Here is an 18,337-nt window from a genome sequence, read left to right on the forward strand (position 1 = left end):
GCACCGACGGCAGGTGAACCCGGCGGGAGCGCCGAGCGGACGACGGGATATCGACGCGAGGGATTATCGGCGGCGGATTAGAGTGGACACACCATGAGCGCACCCGAACGCACCTCACCGGCCTTCTACATCACCACGGCGATCGCCTATCCCAACGGCGCGCCGCATATCGGCCATGCCTACGAGTACATCTCCACCGATACGCTGGCACGGTTCAAGCGGCTCGACGGCTACGACGTGTTCTTCATGACCGGCACCGACGAGCACGGCCAGAAGGTCCAGCAGGCCGCGCGCGCCGCCGGCGTCTCCGTGGAGGAATACGCCGCGCGCAATTCGGATGTGTTCGAACGCATGGACAAGGCGCTCGACATTTCCTACGACCGGTTCATCCGCACCACCGACGAGGATCACCTCGCCGCCAGCATCGCGATCTGGGAGCGCATGCAGGCCAACGGCGATATCTACCTCGACACCTATTCGGGCTGGTACTCGGTGCGCGACGAGGCCTTCTACACCGAGGAAGAGACTACCGTCGCCGAGGACGGGACGCGCCTGGCGACCGAAACCCGGACCCCGGTGGAATGGACCGAGGAGTCGAACTACTTCTTCCGGTTGTCGAAATATCAGGACCGGCTGCTCGAACTGTACGAGACCACACCGGATTTCATCCTGCCCGCGACCCGGCGCAACGAAATCGTCAGCTATGTGAAGGCCGGTCTGAAGGATCTGTCGATTTCGCGCACCACCTTCGACTGGGGTGTGCCGGTGCCCGGTGATCCGGCGCATGTGATGTACGTGTGGGTGGACGCGCTCACCAACTATCTGACCGGTGTCGGATTCCCGAATACCGATTCGGCGGCGTTCCAGCGGTTCTGGCCGGCGAATGTGCACATCATCGGCAAGGACATCACCCGCTTCCACACCGTCTACTGGCCGGCATTCCTGATGTCGGCGGGTATCGAATTGCCGAAACGCGTTTTCGTGCACGGCTTCTTGTTCAACAAGGGCGAGAAGATGTCGAAGTCGGTCGGCAATGTGGTGGATCCGCTGGCGCTGGTCGACCAGTACGGTCTCGACGCGGTGCGGTTCTTCCTGCTGCGCGAGATCTCCTACGGCCAGGACGGTTCCTACAGTCACGACGCCATCGTCGGGCGGATCAACACCGATCTGGCCAACGAGTACGGCAATCTGGTGCAGCGCAGCCTGAAGATGGTGGCGCGCGATTTCGATTCCGCCGTACCGACTCCCGGCGAATTCACCGACGCCGATCGGGAACTGCTCGGTCGCGCGAACGGCCTGCTGGAGCGCTGCCGCACCGAATTCGACGGGCAGCAACTGCATCTGGCGCTCGAGGCGATCTGGCTGACCCTCGGCGAGACGAACAAGTACTTCTCCGCGCAGCAGCCGTGGGCGCTGGCCAAGTCGGGCACGCCCGAGGATGTGGCCCGCGAGGCGACCGTGCTGTACGTGACCCTCGAGGTGCTGCGGATCGTGTCGATCCTGGTGCAGCCGGTGATCCCGGGTTCGGCCGGGCGGATTCTCGATCAGCTCGGTCAGACCGCGCGCACCTTCGCCGATCTCACCACGCCGATCGAGGCCGGATCGGCCCTACCCGCGCCGGAACCGGTGTTCCCGAAGTACATCGAACCGAAGTAGAAGCAGGCGACCGGAGCCGGTTATGGATGCGGATTTCGCCGAGCGCCACCGCAGCGTTCGCGCCCACGCGCTCGGCACCCCCCGGGGCCGGCTCATCGGCGCGATGGTCGAATGTGTCGGCGCCCGAGGCTTTTCCACGGTCACGCTGACCGATATCGTCGGCCGCGCCCACGTCTCACGCAGTACCTTCTACGAACACTTCGGCAACAAGGAACACTGCTTCATCGAGGCGGTGCACACCGGCGTCGAGATCATTCGTACCCGGATCGCGGAGGAACTGGCACACCTGCCCGAGGCGGTCGATCCGCGGCAGCGCATCGCCACCATGATCAGCACATTCTGTTCGGTGGTGGCGGCCGAACCGGATTTCGCGCGGCTCATCCTGGTGGAATCGCTGCTGGTCGGCGATGCGACCGCGGAGTTCCGCGATCTGGCGGTGGACCACTTCGCCACTCTGTACCGCAATTTCCATGATCAGGCACGCGCCGTCGATCCCGGAATTCCGGCACTACCGGACGAGGTGATCGCCCTGGTCCCCGACGCCATCGGCGAACGCACGCGGCGGGTACTGGTCCGTGAGGGCGCGCACCGCGTTCCCGCCATGGCGCCCACCTTCATCGAATTCGCCAATACGGTGCTGGGGCTGGCGCCGGTCGTCGCGCGCGTGTAACCGAACCGTCGGTGCGGCGGATGCCCGGCCGAGCGGGCCACCAGCGCGAATCCGGTCGAGCGGATCTGCGCTAATCCGCGCGGGCGGCCAGGACCGCGTCGTAGAGTTCGCGTCGCGAGACTCCGCCCGCCCGCGCGGCCACCCGCGCGCACGCGTCCTTGAGGCGGGTGCCGTCGGCGACCAGTTCCTCCACCTCGTCCACCAGATCGACCGGGTCGGCCGAAACCGGTTGTGCCCCTTCGACCACCACCGTGATCTCGCCGCGCGCACCCTCGACGGCCCATTCCGCCAGCTCGCCGAGTCCGCCGCGCACGACCTCCTCGTAGGTCTTGGTCAGCTCCCGGCACACCGCGGCCCGGCGTTCGGGGCCCAGCACCTCGGCGGCATCGGCCAGGCAGGCGGCGAGCCGGTGCGGGGCCTCGAAGAACACCACCGCGCGCGGCTCGGTGACCAGCGTCGAGAGCCACTGCTTGCGCTGCCCGGACTTGCGCGGGGCGAAGCCGTCGAAGCAGAACCGTTCCATGGGCAGTCCGGACAGGGCCAGGGCGGTGGTGACGGCCGAGGGACCGGGCAGACAGGTCACCGGCATGTCCCGCTCGATACATGCCGCGACCATCCGGTAACCGGGGTCGCTGACCGAGGGCATCCCCGCATCGGTGACCAGCAGCACGGTCCTCCCGGATTCGATCTCGTCCAATAGCAACGGAATTCGCGCGGCTTCCACATGATCGTAGAAGCTCACCACCCGCCCGGTGATCTCCACCTCGAGCGCCTTGGCCAGCGCCCGGGTCCGGCGCGTGTCCTCGGCGGCCACGACGTCCGCGCTCGCGAGGGCGTCGCGCAACCGCTGCGACGCATCACCGATATCGCCCATCGGCGTCGCCGCCAGCACCAACCGCCCGCCGTGCTCGCCCATCGCCGTCCTTTCCACCACCGGCCGACCCATCCGACCGGCCGCCACCGCGCACCCGCGCCCGGTCCGGGCAAACGCTACCCCTGGGGGTGGACCACGCCCGAGTCCGCAGGTCGGCTCACCGCCGCGCGGCCCACCGCCGCACACCGCATACGATCGGAGCGTGACCCAGCTGACCGATACGCGACCGGCGATCGGCGCGGGCCCGGCCTTGTCCAGTCCGGCGCCGCTGCGCCCCGCACCCGATTTCGGACCGACCGACCGGGCCCGGGGCTGGCTGGTCACGCTATTCCTGACGGTGGTCGCCGCGGTCACCCGGTTCACCATGCTGAACTACCCGACCGACGCCGGCACCCCGGTCTTCGACGAGAAGCACTACGCACCCCAGGCCTGGCAGGTGCTCACCGGCGGCGGGGTCGAGGACAATCCGGCCTACGGGCTGGTGGTCCATCCGCCGGTCGGTAAGCAGATGATCGCGCTGGGTGAAGCGCTGTTCGGCTACACCAGCTGGGGCTGGCGATTCACCGCGGCGATCTTCGGATCGCTGCTGGTCCTGCTGGTCATCCGCATCACCCGCCGGATGACCCGATCCACCCTGATCGGCGCGATCGCGGGTGTGCTGTTGATCGCCGACGGCCTGACCTTCGTGTCCTCGCGCATCGGCATGCTCGACATCTTCCAGGCGGTCTTCGTCGTCGGCGCCTTCGGCTGCCTGATCGTCGATCGCGACGAGGTGCGGGCCCGCCTGGCCCGGGCCGACGCCGAAGGCCGGATAGCGCCCGCGGCCCGACCGACGGGCCCGGAGGCGGCAGCGCGCGTAACCACGGAGGGCACCGGGAGCGCCGCCATCACATTCAGCGTGTTCGGGCCGCGCCTGGGTGTGCGGTGGTGGCGCTTCGGGGCCGGTCTGTTGCTGGGGCTGTCGTGCGGAACGAAATGGTCGGGCCTGTATTTCATCCTGTTCTTCGGGCTGATGACGGTGTGTTTCGATGTGGCCGCGCGCAAGGCCTACGGGGTGCCGCGCCCCTGGGCCGGCACGGCGGTCCGCGATATCGGTCCGGCTCTGTATGCGCTGGTGGCGATTCCGCTGCTGGTCTACCTGGCCACCTATTGGGGCTGGTTCGCCAGCGAGGACGGTTACGACCGCTATTCGGTGGGCAATGCCGTCGGCACCGGCGGCACCTGGTCGTGGATTCCGGACGCGTTGCGTTCGCTGTGGCACAACCAGGCCGAATCGCTGAAATTCCATCAGAGCCTGACCAATTCGGCCGGTAACCATCACCCGTGGGAATCCAAGCCGTGGTCGTGGCCGATGGGCCTGCGCCCGATGCTGTACTACTACGCCGACAACGGTGTCACCGGATGCGGGCAGGCGGTCTGTGTGAAGGCCGTGATGCTGATCGGCACGCCGGCGATGTGGTGGCTGTCGCTGCCGATGCTCGCCTGGGCGGTGTGGCGTACCGCCACCCGCCGCGACTGGCGGTACGCGGCGATGCTGGTCGGCTACGGCGCCGGGCTGCTGCCGTGGTTCGCGGACCTGGACCGGCAGATGTACTACTTCTACGCGGTCCCGATGGCGCCGTTCCTCGCGATGGGCCTCGCCCTGACGCTCGGCGATATCCTCGGCCCCGCGCCGCTGGTGCGGGCCCGGTCGGGGCGGTGGTTCGCGCTGGCCGGCGAACGCCGAAGTCTCGGACTACTTCTGGTGTGCCTGTATCTGGGTCTGGTGATCGCCAACTTCATCTGGCTGTGGCCCATTCTGACCGCCCTGCCGATCACGCCGTCCAATTGGCACGACCACCTCTGGCTACCCAGCTGGCGCTGAGGTTCGATGCGGCTACGGGGTCTCGCCCAGCGCCGCCCGCACGTAGCGCAGCGCCGCCTCGTCGTCGAGCCCCAATCGGCGTACCGCCGCAACGTATTCCGTGGCCGCGCGCCCGGCCGCGTCGCGAGTCGGATCACCGGAGGAGGCGATGAACGACCCGAGCCGCCCCCGGGTCTCGAGCACACCGTCCTGTTCGAGTTCGCGGTAGGCGCGCGCGACGGTGTTCGGCGCCAAGCCGAGCCGAACGGCCAGCGCGCGCACCGTCGGAATCTTGGTTCCGGCGGTGAGTTCGCCGGATTGCACCCGGGCGACGATGCCCAGCCGCAGTTGTTCGTACGGCGGGACCGTCGATTGATGGTCGACCGGGATATCCAGCATCGGTTTTCACACCTCGTCACGCGACAGCGGGCAGGACAGGCAACGAGGCCCGCCACGCCCGGAACCCAGTTCGGATCCCGGAATGGTCAGCACCTCGATGCCCGCATCGGCCAGCCGTGTATTCGTATTCTCGTTGCGTTCATAGGCCACCACGACCCCGGGCGCCAGTGCGAGGGTGTTGTTGCCGTCGTCCCACTGTTCCCGTTCGGCGGTCACCCCGTCCAACCCGGTGTCGATGACCCGGAGCTTGTCGATACCCATCGCCTCGGCCGCGGCGGGCAGGAACGGATCCGGGCCACTCATCCGCACCGAATCGCCGTCGGACCGGATGGTGAACGCGCGCAACGAATTCTGCACACCCGGGTACATCACCACCGCATCGCGGTCGACCATGGTGCACACGGTGTCCAGATGCATGGTGGCCCGGTTCTGCGCGATCGGCACCACCAGCACGGTGTGGGCCAGCGCATCGTCGAAGAGACTGCGCGCCAGCGCTTCCGCACCCGCCGGGGAGGTGCGCTCGCCTACCCCGATCGCGACCACGCCGGGCGAAAGCAGCAGCACGTCACCGCCTTCCATCGGCGCGGTGTGCGATTCGTAGGCCCGGCGCACGCCGAGAAATCGCGGATGGAACGCGTATACCAGGTCGGTGAGCGAGGTTTCGCGGGCGCGGGCCGGCAGCGCGAGGGATGTGATGGCCACCTTGGGCCCCACCCAGAACGAGGAGTCGCGGGTGAACAGCAGATTCGGCAGCGGTTCGATGACGAAATCGGTGCCGTGGTGCATCCGCCGCACCAGTGAGGCGGCGTTCGGTTCGAACGGCAATTCGTCGAAGGTCATGCCGGCCATGAGGATTCGCGCCAGATCCGGCGCCGGCACCGCGCGCAGATAGGTCTTCAGTTCCTCGGCCAGGGCGTAGCCGATGCGGCGGGCGTCGACGGCCGCGGTGATGCCCATACTGCGTCCGGCGCCGCTGACCGCCAGCGTCTCGGTCAGCAGATCGGCGAGCAACAGCACCTCGACACCGCGACCGCGCAGCACATCGGCGAAGATCTCGTGCTCCTGCTGGGCCCGCTCCACCCAGGGAATGGCGTCGAACAACAGTTGATCGTTGTTGCGCGGCGTGAGTCGGCGCAGCTCATCGCCCGGGCGATGCAGCAGTACCGCGCGCAGCGTCCCGACCTCGGTCGTCACGGAAAACGGTCGCGCCGGGGGCACAGCCTCTGTTCCCATATCCCGACCGTAATGGGCTCCCGCCGGGTTGGCACGAAATTGTTCGCCGACCACGCCGGATCCAGCGCCGGACGCTGTCGCCGCCGCGCGGCGGCGAAGTTCACGGTTCTCGCCCGGCCACTCAAAACCTGAAGTATCGTTGAGGTATGCAGCATACGACGTGGCAAGCCAAGGAGCTCACCCCCGGCCAACTGTCGGAACGCAGCGGCGTCGCGGTGTCGGCACTGCATTTCTACGAACGCGAGGGCCTGATCGCCAGCCGCCGCACCAGCGGAAACCAGCGCCGATACTCCCGGGAAACGCTGCGCCGGGTGGCATTCATCCGGATCTCGCAGCGCGTCGGAATTCCGCTCAGCGAAATTCGCAAGGCTCTCGACACCCTACCGGAGGGGCGTACTCCCAATCGGAAGGATTGGGAACGATTGTCGGTAACGTGGCGCACCGATCTCGATCAGCGGATCGAACAGCTCACCCGATTGCGCAACAGCCTCACCGACTGCATCGGCTGTGGCTGTCTGTCACTGGGCAGCTGCCGCATCGTCAACTATCACGACCGGCTCGGCGACGAGGGCCCCGGCGCGCGCACGCTGGATGTGAGCATCGACTGCACGCGGGCCGAGGGATGCGAGGAACCGACCGCGGCGGGCCGCGACAATTCCACCGCGGCGGGCCGCGAAAACCTCACGGATGCCGATGTGGCGGCGTGCGCCGAGAAGATGTGCGGGTGATTTCCGCCGAGCTCAGCGCAGGAAGCGGTTGAACTGGTCGTTGGCACGGCGCATTGTGAACTCGTAGGGCCAGGCGAACTTTCGCGCCCACCAATACCCGAACCGCACGTCGAACGAGGTGTAGACGAGGAAGCGATTCTTCTCGATGCCCCGGAAGATGGCTCGCGCGGCCTGGTCGGGTGAGGCGGCGTGCGACTGGAAACGCTTCACATACCGTTGGATTCGCGGATCGTCGCGGTCCACGCCGGCGATCTCGACGGTCTGCACCAGATGGGTGTTCACCGCGCCCGGCACCACGAGATGCACCGTGATCCCGTGGCGGGCCAGGTCGAAGCGCAGCACCTCCGATACACCGCGCAACCCGTATTTGCTCGCGCTGTAGGCCGCATGCCAGGGAAAGGCCAGCAGCCCCGCCGCCGAGGACACGTTGACCAGCGCGCCACCGCGCCCGGCCCGCACCATCTCCGGCACGAAGCTCTCGATGACGTGGATCGGGCCCATCAGGTTCACATCGACCATCGAGCGCCAGTGCCGGTGCTCGAGATTCTCGACGGTGCCCCAAGCCGAGATGCCGGCCACGTTCATCACTACGTCCAGGCTGTCGTGCCGAGCGTGCACATCCCGCGCGAAGGCGGCGACCGCCTCGTAATCGCTGATGTCGAGCGCCCGCGATTCCAGCACCTTGCCGCCGGTGCGCCCGATCTCCTCGACGGTGTCCGCGAGCCCGGCGGCGTCGATATCGGTCAGGACGAGTTCGGCCCCCTGCGCGGCGGCGGCGATCGCGGTCGCCCGACCGATTCCGCTGGCCGCGCCGGTGACCAGAGTCTTCTTGCCGCTCACGGACTTCAAGCGATCACGCACGCCGTTCCTCGAATGCTCTGCGGTGTGATGTCGGTGCTGGGCCGGCATCCGGACTGACTATCTCCGTTGCCCTGGAGCATACGTGTTCCCCGACACACCGCATCCGTACCGGGCCGCACGGGCACGTCTCGGCTACGACAATCCGCGCAATACAGACAGCATCCCGGCGACCGCGACCGGCCAGGGGAATTGTTCGGCCCGCGAGCGCGCCGCACGCCGTCGCTGCGCCGCCGGGCGGGCGAGCACATCGGTGACGGCCTCGGCGAAGGCGGACGGGTGATCGGCGGCCACGGCCCCGCATTCGGCGGTCACGATGTCGGCCAGCGCCGAGGAACGACTCGCCACCACCGGGGTGCCGGCGGCCAGCGCCTCGAGCGCCGCCAGTCCGAAGGTTTCGTGCGGACCGGGAGCGAGCGAGATGTCGGCACTGGCCAGCAGGGTCGCCAAATGTGTTCGGTCGTCGATGAATCCGGCGAAATGGACGCCGGGACGCCCATCGGGCAACGCCGCTACGCCGCGCGCCTGCCGGACCAGCGCGTCGCGGCGCGGGCCGTCCCCCGCGACCACCAGGCGCACGTTCACCCCGCCCCGGCGCAGATGATCCACCGCCTCGATACTGCGATCGACCCGCTTCTCCACCGACAGCCGCCCGCAGTGCACCACCAGGTGCGAACCGCCGAGCCGCGCTCGCAGGGCCCGATCGTGACGGTGCGGCGCGAACAGCTCCAGATCCACCCCCAACGGGACGAGGGCGACATTCGGGGCATCGATCCGGTCGAATTCCGCGCGGGCGAACGCGGTCGTGCAGACGACCATGTCGTAATCGGCGGCCGTGCGACGGTTGGCCACATCGGCGGCTCGGCGGGCGACCGAGGTGGGCAGCACCTGGCCGAGCAACCGATCGAGACGCTCGTGCGAAATCATCACCGACGCGATATCCCGGCGGCGGGCCCACCGTCCGAAACCGCGCAGCGTCAGCCGGTCCGACACCTCGAGCGCATCCGGCGCCAGCCCCGCCAGCAGATCGGCGACGCGGCGCGGATCGGCCGCGCGATACCCGCCCGTCCACGGAATCCCCACTGCCGGTACGGTCATCCGCACGACACCGTTGGGCAGGGTTTCCTCGCCCCGGCGCGCGCCCGGCACGATCAGCACCACTTCGTGCCCGGCCGCCACATATCCGGCGCCGAGGTGATGCAGTGCGGTGCGAAGTCCGCCCGAACGCGGCCCGTAGAAGTTCGCCAGCTGAGCGATGCGCACGCGCCGATCGTCCCCGTCCCGCGAACCGGCGGGACGAACACGGGATGAATGCTCGCGAAAGCCTGAACCAATGCCGCGTCCTCGGCCTTCCCTGTTCCCGGCGTGGGCGGAGTTCCGTACGGCGACGGTCGGTATGCGGGCGCGCGCAGCTCAGCCGGCAGCTACGACCCGGATCATGCCGTGCGCGCGCTCCGAACCGAGCCTCGACAATTCCGCCCGCACCACGATCCAGCCCGAGTGTTCGAATCGGATGCGAAATACGAATTCCCTTGCCGGAGAATCGATCTCATCGGCGAAGACGGCCGCGAACGCCGCCCGGTAATCCCGCTGATCATCGGGATGCACGATCGGCCGTTCGGTGCTCCAGCGTTCCAGCGGCGGTGGCGGCGGACTGGCCCACTCGTACACCAGCCCCATCGCCAATTCGACGAACCCCACACCGGCATCGGGCGACCGCGACACCGCCCGGGTGATCGCCAGATCGGTATCCGGACGTGGCGGGCGGACGTCGGTGATCTCGTGCAACAGCGCGCGGGTGACGTGCGCGGTCCGGGTCGAGACGGCCAGATGCGGATCCTCGCGATGCACCCGGACGACCAGCTGGAAGTTGCGCACGATCTCGTCGTCACCGCGAATCGCCAGTTCTCCCTGCCAGCGACCGGCCGGGTCGGTGCCCGCGACCACCGCGGTGTAGCCCATCCGCTCGTCGAAGCGCACCATCCGCCCGAACACCTCCGGCGGCGTGCGCACCACCCGCACGTGTTCGCGGGCGCGGGCGAAGGCGAGTTCCTCCAGGCCGGGGCCGTGGTGGGCGAGTTCGGTACCGGAATCCCAGTCCCATGCCGCGACCGCGCGCCGGGGCGGCGGCTGCTGTCCCGCGGCACCCACCCATACCTGCACCCCGTGCACGGCCCCGAACGAGCAGAAGACCGGCACCGCGATCGCGGTCCAGCCGCCCTCGGAGACGACGATCCGGCCGTCCGCCGACTCCACCGAGCCGGACGGAACGGCCGCCGCTGCCAACTCGACCGCGGTGGCCGCCAGCGCGGAGGCACCCGCCCCGAGGGAGCGTCCGGCGCGCGAAAGACTCGTCCATTCCCGGACGCGAGGCCCGTCGGCGACGATCGTCGGCCCACTCGTGGGCGCGAGTGTTTCCACCAGGAGCCATGGCGAAGCCACGGATTCGGCGACGGCCATACCCCGGGAATCAGATCCGATGCGCCCCACGGGAAACCCGCGGGAGTTCCAGGTCGAGCGGGATCCGCCCCTCCGCCAGATGCGGTTCGGCCTCGTCGGCGGGCATCGGCCGCGCGATGAGGAAGCCCTGCGCCCGGTAGCAGCCCAGCCCGACCAGGGTGCGTGCGGCCACCGCCGTCTCCACCCCTTCGCCGACCACCCCGAGACCGAACGAACCGGCAAGTCCCACAATCGATTTCACGATCGCCAGATCGTCGGTGCTGGCGCCGAGCCGCTGCACGAAACCGCGGTCGATCTTCACCGCGTCCACCGGCAGGGCCTTGAGATGCGACAGCGAACTGTAGCCGGTGCCGAAATCGTCGATCGCGATCTGCACACCCATGCGCTTGAGTCCGCGCAAGGTCACCTGCGTGCGGGTCAGATCCGAGACCACGACGTGTTCGGTGATCTCCAGACACACCGAACTGCCGTCGATCCCGTGCCGGCGCAGCACATCCTCGACACATTCCACGAAGTCCAGGCTCACCAGCTGCACCGGCGAAACATTGATCCGGATCACCACGTTCGAGGCCAGCCCGGCGCGCCGCCATTTCGCGAATTGCGCCAGGGCCGTGCGCAATACCCAGCGACCGAGTTCGCCGGCCAGATTCGTCGCCTCGGCCACCCCGACGAACGCACCGGGCGGCAGCAGTCCGCGGGTGGGATGCTGCCAGCGCACCAACGCCTCCAGCGCCACGATGCGCCCGGTCCGCAGATCCACCTCGGGCTGATAGTGCAGCAGCAGCGAACCGTCGGAGACCGCGCCGCGCAGATTCAGCTCGACGTCGTCCTGCAGTTCGAACTGCGCGCGCATGGCATCGGTGAACACCGCGACGCCGTTGCCGCCACCGGATTTCGCCGACAACAGCGCATGGTCGGCCCGGCGCAGCAGATCGGCGACGGTGGTCTCTCCCGGCATACCCAGCGCCACACCGACACTCGCGCCGCGACTCACCGTTTCCCCGCCGACCGACACCCGGCGGGTGATCAACTGCTGAATCCGGGTGGCCTCGAGTTCCGCCGCGACCGGATCCACGGGTTTGGCCGGAACGATGACGAATTCGTCGCCACCCAGCCGCGCGATCATGTCGTTCGGATCGAGATGTTCCTTCAGTCGCGACGACAGGGTGCGGATGAAATTGTCACCGGCGGTATGCCCCAGGAAATCGTTGAGCGCCTTGAGCCGGTCGAGATCGAGGAAGAAGGCGGCGACCGGCCCCGAACTGCCCGGACGCAATCGCTCCTCCATATGTTCGAGCAGGGCGCGACGGTTGGCCAATCCGGTGAGGTCGTCGTGCAGGGCGATGTAGCGCAGCCGTTCCTCGGCCACCACCCGGGCCTGCAATTGCGCCAGCAGCGCCGCGATCGCCTTCAGGACGTTGATTTCCCGGGTACTCCACTGCCGGTCTCCCTGTTTCATGAATCCGAGTAATCCGGTCGGCTCACCGCGCGACATCAGCGGAACCGTCGCTGTCGTCACGTCGGTCAGTCCGGAACGGCGAATCGTCTCCTGATAATCGGAGAATTCCGGGGTGGGGCGGGCGATCATCGGTTCGGTGGCGTGCTCGACGGCGCGGAACACCGAATCGGCCTGTTCGAAATACACCACACGCAGTGGGTCGGGGTCGGGCACGCCCTGGCGCGGCGGCCATTCGGCGACCAGCACCGTCGCCCGCCGTTCCCGGTCGGTATGGCGGACGAAACTGAAATCGACATCGAAGTAGTCGACAAGTTTGGCCAGCACTCGTTCGGTCGCCGCCACCATCGTCGTGGCGTCGACACCCATCAACTCCGCGGCGACCTGGGTCACCAACGAGTCGAGCGTTCGCCGAGGCACCTTGTCTCCGATCGCGCTATCCACGGCATGTCAAGGGAAGGACGTCCACGCCCCGAGCATCGATGAATCCGCCCTGAACCGACGTTAGTGTATCGACGTATTGCGATGAAATCGCGGCGAGTTCGCGGAGAGGTGCGGCGGAGAATTCGCCGAGGGTCGGCACGAGGGCCGTACGGCGGGGTCGCACAGGGTGGTCAGCAGCCATATCGTCGCAGCGCCTCCGGTGCGACATCCAGCCCAGTCATATGGTTCCTACTCTGTTGCTGCGCGGCGCGGCGCGATCTTTCGGCCACCTCCGCTCGGCACGCGGTACCGCCGGTGTCGGGTATGGCCACCTAGGGAAGTATCCGTCATCCCTCCGAAATTGACCAGACGTCCGGCAAATCTTCCGAAACCCGAGCGTGGCGCGCGGTATCGATCGAGGTCATCCAGTCGGTGTCCTGCACCACACAGAACAAAAAGACCGCCCGGTTCACATTTGGTTACCCATTGGCAACCGAATATCACACCAGAATCGAGATGAACAACTCCAACCGGTCGGGACCGCGCCACACCTCGATCTCCTCGCGGTACGCGCGGGTGATCTCGGCCGACGCGGTGGCGTCGTCGACCTGAGCCCAGACGTCCTCGACCGGATCGTGATAATCACCGTTGGGTTCGAATCGGGCATATACGCCCTTCGGGACACGAATCATCACATCACCGACCGGGACCTCTTTGGGTGCGTGATATTCGTAGCTGACCAGCACGTTGTAATTTCCGGCCGGATCCGGCACGTAAACGGTGTACAGCGGGCCGCCGATCTCGCGATCACGCAGCCGGTCACGCAGGAATTCGATCAGCTCACTGTTGCTGACCTTGAAACTCGGCCGGACCCGCGGCACCACCAGGCCGCCGTAGATGGCCGCGTCGCGGACCACGATCGAATACGTCATCGGGGGTCTACCGCCAGGTACAGATCGATCTTGTACGCGTGCGGATAGCATTCGAAATCCCCGGTGAAGGTGCGTTTGATCTGGTTGTGTTCCTCGGCATAGGCGATCTGGGTCCACAGGTCGGTCATGATCTGCGGAAAATTGCCGACCGCGGAGAAACGCGCATAGGAGCCGGCGGGCAGACGGGACACGATATGCCCGCGGGTCACCCGGTCGAACGAGGTGCATTCGTAGCCGACGATCTGCGTGTTGAAGGTGCCCAGATCGGGGGCGTAATCGGTGTACGAGGAGGCCAGCGGGCCGCCCAATTCCTGATGCAGCACCGCGGCCCAGGCCGCCTCGAGATCCCGGTCGCGCAGTTCCCCGAGCGCACGTTTCGGACTGCGCACCGGTAGCCCGGCGACCCACGTCTCGTCCCGCTCGACGATTTCGAACTGCATGCAAGAACTCTCTCGATGTGATCGCGTCGGGCCGCGCAACCGGTGCTGCGGCGGACCGTCCGGCCGGAAACGCCATGCTATCAACATCGAAAGCTACGGACCTGCACGTCTGCTGCCGGGACAGCTGATCATCCGACCGGTCCGGTTCCAGCGACCTGTCGGCTTTTCGACCGACAGCCGCCCCCATCCCGAAAATCGGCGACTCTCGTCGCCGCCGCGAACACCTCGCGCCGGATCGAACGAATCGCCCACAAGGCACGAATCAGCATGTACCGGACGCCATGCCGAGTCTTGCAAACAGACAGCTATCGACAGCGGTAGGTGTGACACAACCGCAGAACGGGCAGACTCGCAAGGGCACCGACCGAACGGAGGACCGATGGTGCGTCGCACCGCCCGCAGCGAAACGCCGAACACCGCCGCGACCGCGTCGGCCGACTATCCTGACCTGGACGCCATGGACACCGCGCTCACCGACTGCCGCGCCTGCCCCCGACTGGTCGCCTGGCGCGAACAGGTCGCCCGCGAGAAGCGCGCCGCCTTCCGCGACGAAACCTACTGGGGCCGCCCGGTGACCGGTTTCGGGCCCACCGACGCCGCCATGCTGCTGGTCGGCCTCGCCCCGGCCGCCCACGGCGGAAACCGCACCGGCCGGATGTTCACCGGCGACCGCAGTGGCGACGTACTCTTCGCCTCGCTCTACACCATCGGCGCCGCCACCCAGCCCACCGCCACCCGCTGCGACGACGGCCTCCGGCTGATCGGCACCCGCGTCACCTCCCCCGTGCACTGCGCGCCCCCGGACAACAAACCCACCATCGACGAACGCGACCGCTGCCGGCACTGGCTGATCAACGAACTCGAATTGCTTTCCCCCACAGTCCGTTCCGTCGTCGTCCTCGGCGCCTGGGGCTGGCAGGCACTCATGCCGGCCCTCACCGCGGCCGGCTGGCAGGTCCCCCGCCCCCGCCCCAAATTCGGCCACGGCGTCCACTACTCGATCGAACCCGCCCGCACCGGCCGCCATCGCCTCGAACTGTTCGGCAGCTACCACGTGAGCCAGCAGAACACCTTCACCGGCCGCCTCACCCCCGCCATGCTCGACACCGTCCTCGCCGAAGCCGCCACCGCCGCCGGCCTCCACCTCACCCCACCCACCCCCGAACCCAGCTGACCCCGCATTTCCCCACCTCGACCAGCCGATTCGGAATCTCCCGCCCCCACCTGCTAAAGTTCTCCTCCGTTGGCCCGGAAACGAGCCACGGGGCTATAGCGCAGTTGGTAGCGCGTCTCGTTCGCATCGAGAAGGTCAGGGGTTCGATTCCCCTTAGCTCCACCCACCGAAGCAGCCGTAGGTCATCGACCTGCGGCTGCTTCGCTGTGTGGCATTGCGCGAACACGTTGCGTGGTTGACTTGCCCGATACGTATCCGGCCGTACCCGGTTAAGGCTCGGCTAGTGCTCCGACCTGGGTATTCCGACCTTGATGGTGTGGCTAGTCTGGAGAGATGCGAGGAGTCGGAACCCGGGGTGGTTCCCGTACTCGGGCGCGGGCGGCATCAGTGGTAGCAACAGCGAGCCTCATGTCCAGGACTACGGGGGCTTTCTTTTTCGTCGGCGGACTGCTCGCTGCCGTGGTGACCGCACTGACAGGCGACGGGCCGGGTAGTCGCGCGGTCGTGTTCGGGGCAGCGCTGGTCGCGGTGTTCACCGGCATCCTGGTGTATGTGGTGGGTGAGCGGATGCCGGTGCGCGCGCACCCGATCTTGGTATCGCTCGGGACCGTGCTGATCACCATCGCTATTCATTGGCTCCCCGGCGACACCGCCGCGGTCACGCTGTCGTCGATATACGTGTTCGTTGCGTGCGATGCCGCGTTCTTCTTCAGCACGTCCGTCACCGGCCTGGAGATCGGGTTCGCCGTGGTGTGCTGCATGGCGGTGTTGGGCACTCGCGCGCACCTGCCATGGTGGACCGGGGTGATCGCGGCCGGGGTGACCGTGATGGTCGGTGTGGTGGTCACGATTGTGGCCCGCAGAGCCGCAGAAGCCGATATCGATGTGTTCACCGGCCTGCTCAATCGGCGCGGTTTCGATCGGTTGCTGAACGCCGAGATCGCCAAGGCCGGGCGGCTCGGCCAACGCCCCGCGCTGGTGTTGGCCGACCTGGACCGCTTCCAGACGGACGACAACGGCCACCTCGACCAGCCCACCGGCGATGCGGTGCTGCAGCACGTCGCCGACACCTGGAGTGAGCTGTTGACTCCGGACCAGACGCTGGCCCGGCTCGGTGGCGACCTGTTCGCGGTGCTGCTGCCGGACACGACCGAACGGGCCGCGGTCGGGCTCACCGACCGCATGCGCGCGGCGACAACTACCGGCTGCTCCGCCGGCGTCACGTCATGGCAGCCGCGTGAACCGGCGTCGATGCTGGTCAGCCGGGCCGATGTGGGCCGGTATCGGGCCAAGCAGGCAGGTCCCAATCAGACCAGGCTGGAATCCGGGCAGCGCGTTGCCCTGGCTGAGGAACTGCGCCGGGCCATCGCGGAAGACAACAACCTGGAAGTCCGGTACCAGCCGATCGTCAGCCTGCCGCTCGGCGACAAGGTGGTCGGTGTGGAGGCGTTGCTGCGCTGGTCTTCGGCCACCGAGCCTGGCCTCAGCACGATCGAGGTGATCCGCGCCGCGGAGGAGTGCAACTTGATTGCCGACCTGGACCAGGCCGTGCTACGCCGGGCCTGTGTGGACGCAGTCACGCTGCGGGGAACTGTCGCAGATCTCGACCTCACGCTGAACGTCAATGTCAGCGGTCTGGAGCTGGCCGACAGCGATTACGGCAATCGGGTACGGAGTACTCTGCGCGGCACCGGCTGGCACGCTGGGCAGCTGGTGCTCGAGGTCACCGAGACGCAGTTGGAGGCCGAGTCACCGAACGCGATCGACAACCTGAGCGCCTTGCGGAACGCCGGGGTACGCATCGCTATCGACGACTTCGGCACCGGTTACTCCTCGTTGAGCAGGCTGGCGGCCATTCCAGCGGACATCCTCAAGGTGGACCGGTCCTTCGTCGCGGCGATCACCGCGGACTCACCCGCGCCACCGCTGCTCGGGGTGATCAAGGCGCTCAGCACCGCGCTCGACATGGAGGTCATCGCCGAAGGGGTCGAGACCGCGCACCAAGCGGCAGTGCTCACCGACCTCGGCTTCTCGCTGGTGCAGGGCTACCACTACAGCGGCCCCCGAACCGTGCAGGCGATCCTCGACGAACTCACCACGCAGCGCGGCATAGCCGCGCACAACGAGCAGTGATCACCGGCACCTGCGCCGACCGGGTTTCCGTTGCGCACACGGCTCCGCTGTGTTGGCCCCTCGCGCGGTCCTTACTGTGTCCCAGCAGTCGTTCGCTTGCCGACCGGCACGATCCGGATCACCGGGCCTTCGACCGTCAGCGGGTTCGGGTTGTGGCACGTTAGCTCCACTTTGATCGCAGGTCAGGGCGGGTTTCCTCCGCCCGAACATCACCCCGTTGGTTGAATCTTCCGACAAAGTCCCAACCAAGCGTGGGACGTCAGCTCCGCCACCAGGTTCGCGGATATCGTCGCTCACATCCGGCGCGCAGTTGACGCCGTTGACGACCTGTTTACCGGTGATATCCCACGCTGTGATCCCGTCGCCGGAGCGGCCCAGTTCGGCGACGCGGGCGCGGTGGGTACCCGCGCCGGAGTTGACATCGCAGGTCTGCACCGTGCTCCAGGCCCGTCCATCGAGAGCGGCCACTATCCCGAGCACGGGCAGGATCAGCAAACTCAACAAGAGGGTGCCTGCCCGCGCGAGATCGGCGGCGCGCTGCAGCGCGGTCTCCGGCCGGTTGCCGCTGCGCTTGCCGGTGGCCGGGATACGCCGCCCCGTCCGATATTCCGTGACGACTGCCAGTCGCAACGCGTAACCGGCCAGCCCCGCGATCAAACCCCACATGAGGCTGTTGAACGCACCGACGATCACACCCAGACCGATCGGAACGATTGCCGCTTCGGCGGCCGTGACCGGCAGCGGCATCGCTGTGTGCCGGGCCGCTCCTCCGCGTGCGGCCGAGTAGGCGTAGGTCAGCCGGGAAGCCACGATTGCCAGGACGGTCGCGAGCAGCGGCTCTGCCAGGAAAACACCGATGACGATATCCAGCCAGTTCGCCGGGCCCATCGCGCTCAGTGCGTCCCGAGCGGCGTAGCCGCCACCGAAGGTCCAGCTCAACTCGAGCACCGGCACCGTCGCCAACACCACGATCACGACCACACGAGCAGACGAAATTCGAGGCCGCTCGCTGCGTTCTGTCGCCGTGTCGGTCACCGAACGCACGATATCGGCCCGAG

16 protein-coding genes and 1 tRNA gene are annotated in these 18,337 nt (G+C 67.4%); 7 read left to right on the forward strand and 10 right to left on the reverse strand.

Translation table 11 applies throughout. The features are described 5' to 3' along the window. The first annotated feature begins 93 nt into the window (after positions 1 to 93). Together metG and AC5592_RS14280 are read left to right on the forward strand one after the other, a co-directional pair. Positions 94 to 1,656 carry a methionine--tRNA ligase gene (gene metG / locus AC5592_RS14275; protein WP_063064459.1) on the forward strand — a complete coding sequence of 521 codons (1,563 nt, stop codon included), beginning with the start codon at positions 94 to 96 and terminating at the stop codon, positions 1,654 to 1,656. 22 nt (positions 1,657 to 1,678) lie between these two features. Next, on the forward strand, positions 1,679 to 2,326 hold the full coding sequence (locus AC5592_RS14280) for a TetR/AcrR family transcriptional regulator (protein WP_036505270.1): 648 nt from the start codon (positions 1,679 to 1,681) through the stop codon (positions 2,324 to 2,326). Positions 2,327 to 2,396: 70 nt separating this feature from the next. On the opposite strand, the gene rsmI is transcribed toward AC5592_RS14280, so the two are convergent. After that, positions 2,397 to 3,242, reverse strand: a complete 846-nt coding sequence (gene rsmI, locus AC5592_RS14285) for a 16S rRNA (cytidine(1402)-2'-O)-methyltransferase (RefSeq protein ID WP_063064460.1) — start codon at positions 3,240 to 3,242, stop codon at positions 2,397 to 2,399. Between the two features lie 160 nt (positions 3,243 to 3,402). Between rsmI and AC5592_RS14290 the strand changes: the two genes are divergently transcribed. Next, positions 3,403 to 5,064, forward strand: a complete 1,662-nt coding sequence (locus AC5592_RS14290) for a dolichyl-phosphate-mannose--protein mannosyltransferase (protein ID WP_063064461.1) — start codon at positions 3,403 to 3,405, stop codon at positions 5,062 to 5,064. 12 nt (positions 5,065 to 5,076) lie between these two features. Here the strand turns inward: AC5592_RS14290 and AC5592_RS14295 are convergent, their stop codons facing one another. Together AC5592_RS14295 and arcA are read right to left on the reverse strand one after the other, a co-directional pair. Further along, complete coding sequence (locus tag AC5592_RS14295; protein WP_036505276.1) at positions 5,077 to 5,442, reverse strand: GntR family transcriptional regulator; 366 nt, start codon at positions 5,440 to 5,442, stop codon at positions 5,077 to 5,079. 6 nt (positions 5,443 to 5,448) lie between these two features. Next, positions 5,449 to 6,675, reverse strand: coding sequence for an arginine deiminase (gene arcA, locus AC5592_RS14300; RefSeq protein ID WP_051025020.1), 1,227 nt, complete (start codon positions 6,673 to 6,675; stop codon positions 5,449 to 5,451). A gap of 146 nt (positions 6,676 to 6,821) precedes the next feature. Here arcA and soxR point away from each other — a divergent pair, with 146 nt between their 5' ends. Then, positions 6,822 to 7,403 (forward strand): redox-sensitive transcriptional activator SoxR, encoded by a 582-nt coding sequence (gene soxR / locus AC5592_RS14305; RefSeq protein ID WP_083871240.1) that lies wholly within the window; start codon positions 6,822 to 6,824, stop codon positions 7,401 to 7,403. Between the two features lie 12 nt (positions 7,404 to 7,415). Here soxR and AC5592_RS14310 read toward each other — a convergent pair whose 3' ends face one another. The 6 genes from AC5592_RS14310 to AC5592_RS14335 all read right to left on the reverse strand — a co-directional run bounded on the left by AC5592_RS14310 (position 7,416) and on the right by AC5592_RS14335 (position 13,972). Further along, positions 7,416 to 8,312: an SDR family oxidoreductase gene (locus AC5592_RS14310; RefSeq protein ID WP_063064462.1), complete on the reverse strand. Its 897-nt coding sequence runs from the start codon at positions 8,310 to 8,312 to the stop codon at positions 7,416 to 7,418. 84 nt (positions 8,313 to 8,396) lie between these two features. Next, a complete protein-coding gene (locus tag AC5592_RS14315; protein WP_063064463.1) occupies positions 8,397 to 9,524 on the reverse strand; it encodes a glycosyltransferase in 1,128 nt (375 codons plus the stop codon). A gap of 150 nt (positions 9,525 to 9,674) precedes the next feature. Further along, positions 9,675 to 10,721, reverse strand: a complete 1,047-nt coding sequence (locus tag AC5592_RS14320; protein WP_063064464.1) for a GAF domain-containing protein — start codon at positions 10,719 to 10,721, stop codon at positions 9,675 to 9,677. A gap of 10 nt (positions 10,722 to 10,731) precedes the next feature. Further along, positions 10,732 to 12,546: a bifunctional diguanylate cyclase/phosphodiesterase gene (locus AC5592_RS14325; RefSeq protein WP_063064525.1), complete on the reverse strand. Its 1,815-nt coding sequence runs from the start codon at positions 12,544 to 12,546 to the stop codon at positions 10,732 to 10,734. 554 nt (positions 12,547 to 13,100) lie between these two features. Then, positions 13,101 to 13,532 carry an effector binding domain-containing protein gene (locus tag AC5592_RS14330; protein WP_063006705.1) on the reverse strand — a complete coding sequence of 144 codons (432 nt, stop codon included), beginning with the start codon at positions 13,530 to 13,532 and terminating at the stop codon, positions 13,101 to 13,103. Further along, a complete protein-coding gene (locus tag AC5592_RS14335) occupies positions 13,529 to 13,972 on the reverse strand; it encodes a GyrI-like domain-containing protein (protein WP_063064465.1) in 444 nt (147 codons plus the stop codon). The genes AC5592_RS14330 and AC5592_RS14335 overlap by 4 nt, the downstream gene beginning before the upstream one ends. A gap of 457 nt (positions 13,973 to 14,429) precedes the next feature. On the opposite strand from AC5592_RS14335, the gene AC5592_RS14340 reads away from it, so the two are divergent. The 3 genes from AC5592_RS14340 (at position 14,430) to AC5592_RS14350 (ending at position 17,279) form a co-directional block, all read left to right on the forward strand. Next, positions 14,430 to 15,146 carry a uracil-DNA glycosylase gene (locus AC5592_RS14340; protein WP_063064526.1) on the forward strand — a complete coding sequence of 239 codons (717 nt, stop codon included), beginning with the start codon at positions 14,430 to 14,432 and terminating at the stop codon, positions 15,144 to 15,146. An 89-nt stretch (positions 15,147 to 15,235) separates the two neighbouring features. Beyond that, positions 15,236 to 15,308, forward strand: a tRNA-Ala gene (locus tag AC5592_RS14345). Positions 15,309 to 15,554: 246 nt separating this feature from the next. Beyond that, positions 15,555 to 17,279 (forward strand): putative bifunctional diguanylate cyclase/phosphodiesterase, encoded by a 1,725-nt coding sequence (locus tag AC5592_RS14350; protein WP_084506671.1) that lies wholly within the window; start codon positions 15,555 to 15,557, stop codon positions 17,277 to 17,279. Here the strand turns inward: AC5592_RS14350 and AC5592_RS14355 are convergent, their stop codons facing one another. Continuing rightward, the gene (locus AC5592_RS14355; protein WP_157121853.1) at positions 17,280 to 18,233 is read right to left on the reverse strand and encodes a hypothetical protein; all 954 of its coding nucleotides are present in this window, start codon (positions 18,231 to 18,233) and stop codon (positions 17,280 to 17,282) included. Positions 18,234 to 18,337: the final 104 nt, after the last annotated feature.

This window comes from Nocardia violaceofusca NBRC 14427, assembly GCF_963869435.1.
In the GTDB taxonomy this organism is placed as follows: domain Bacteria; phylum Actinomycetota; class Actinomycetes; order Mycobacteriales; family Mycobacteriaceae; genus Nocardia; species Nocardia aobensis.

Excerpts from the sequence above, each read along its gene's own strand:
- metG (WP_063064459.1), top strand. The coding sequence starts at position 94 with ATGAGCGCACCCGAACGCACCTCACCGGCCTTCTACATCACCACGGCG.
- AC5592_RS14280 (WP_036505270.1), top strand. The coding sequence starts at position 1,679 with ATGGATGCGGATTTCGCCGAGCGCCACCGCAGCGTTCGCGCCCACGCG.
- rsmI (WP_063064460.1), bottom strand. The coding sequence starts at position 3,242 with ATGGGCGAGCACGGCGGGCGGTTGGTGCTGGCGGCGACGCCGATGGGC.
- AC5592_RS14295 (WP_036505276.1), bottom strand. The coding sequence starts at position 5,442 with ATGCTGGATATCCCGGTCGACCATCAATCGACGGTCCCGCCGTACGAA.
- arcA (WP_051025020.1), bottom strand. The coding sequence starts at position 6,675 with ATGGGAACAGAGGCTGTGCCCCCGGCGCGACCGTTTTCCGTGACGACC.
- soxR (WP_083871240.1), top strand. The coding sequence starts at position 6,822 with ATGCAGCATACGACGTGGCAAGCCAAGGAGCTCACCCCCGGCCAACTG.
- AC5592_RS14310 (WP_063064462.1), bottom strand. The coding sequence starts at position 8,312 with ATGCCGGCCCAGCACCGACATCACACCGCAGAGCATTCGAGGAACGGC.
- AC5592_RS14320 (WP_063064464.1), bottom strand. The coding sequence starts at position 10,721 with ATGGCCGTCGCCGAATCCGTGGCTTCGCCATGGCTCCTGGTGGAAACA.
- AC5592_RS14325 (WP_063064525.1), bottom strand. The coding sequence starts at position 12,546 with ATGGGTGTCGACGCCACGACGATGGTGGCGGCGACCGAACGAGTGCTG.
- AC5592_RS14330 (WP_063006705.1), bottom strand. The coding sequence starts at position 13,532 with ATGACGTATTCGATCGTGGTCCGCGACGCGGCCATCTACGGCGGCCTG.
- AC5592_RS14335 (WP_063064465.1), bottom strand. The coding sequence starts at position 13,972 with ATGCAGTTCGAAATCGTCGAGCGGGACGAGACGTGGGTCGCCGGGCTA.
- AC5592_RS14340 (WP_063064526.1), top strand. The coding sequence starts at position 14,430 with ATGGACACCGCGCTCACCGACTGCCGCGCCTGCCCCCGACTGGTCGCC.
- AC5592_RS14350 (WP_084506671.1), top strand. The coding sequence starts at position 15,555 with ATGTCCAGGACTACGGGGGCTTTCTTTTTCGTCGGCGGACTGCTCGCT.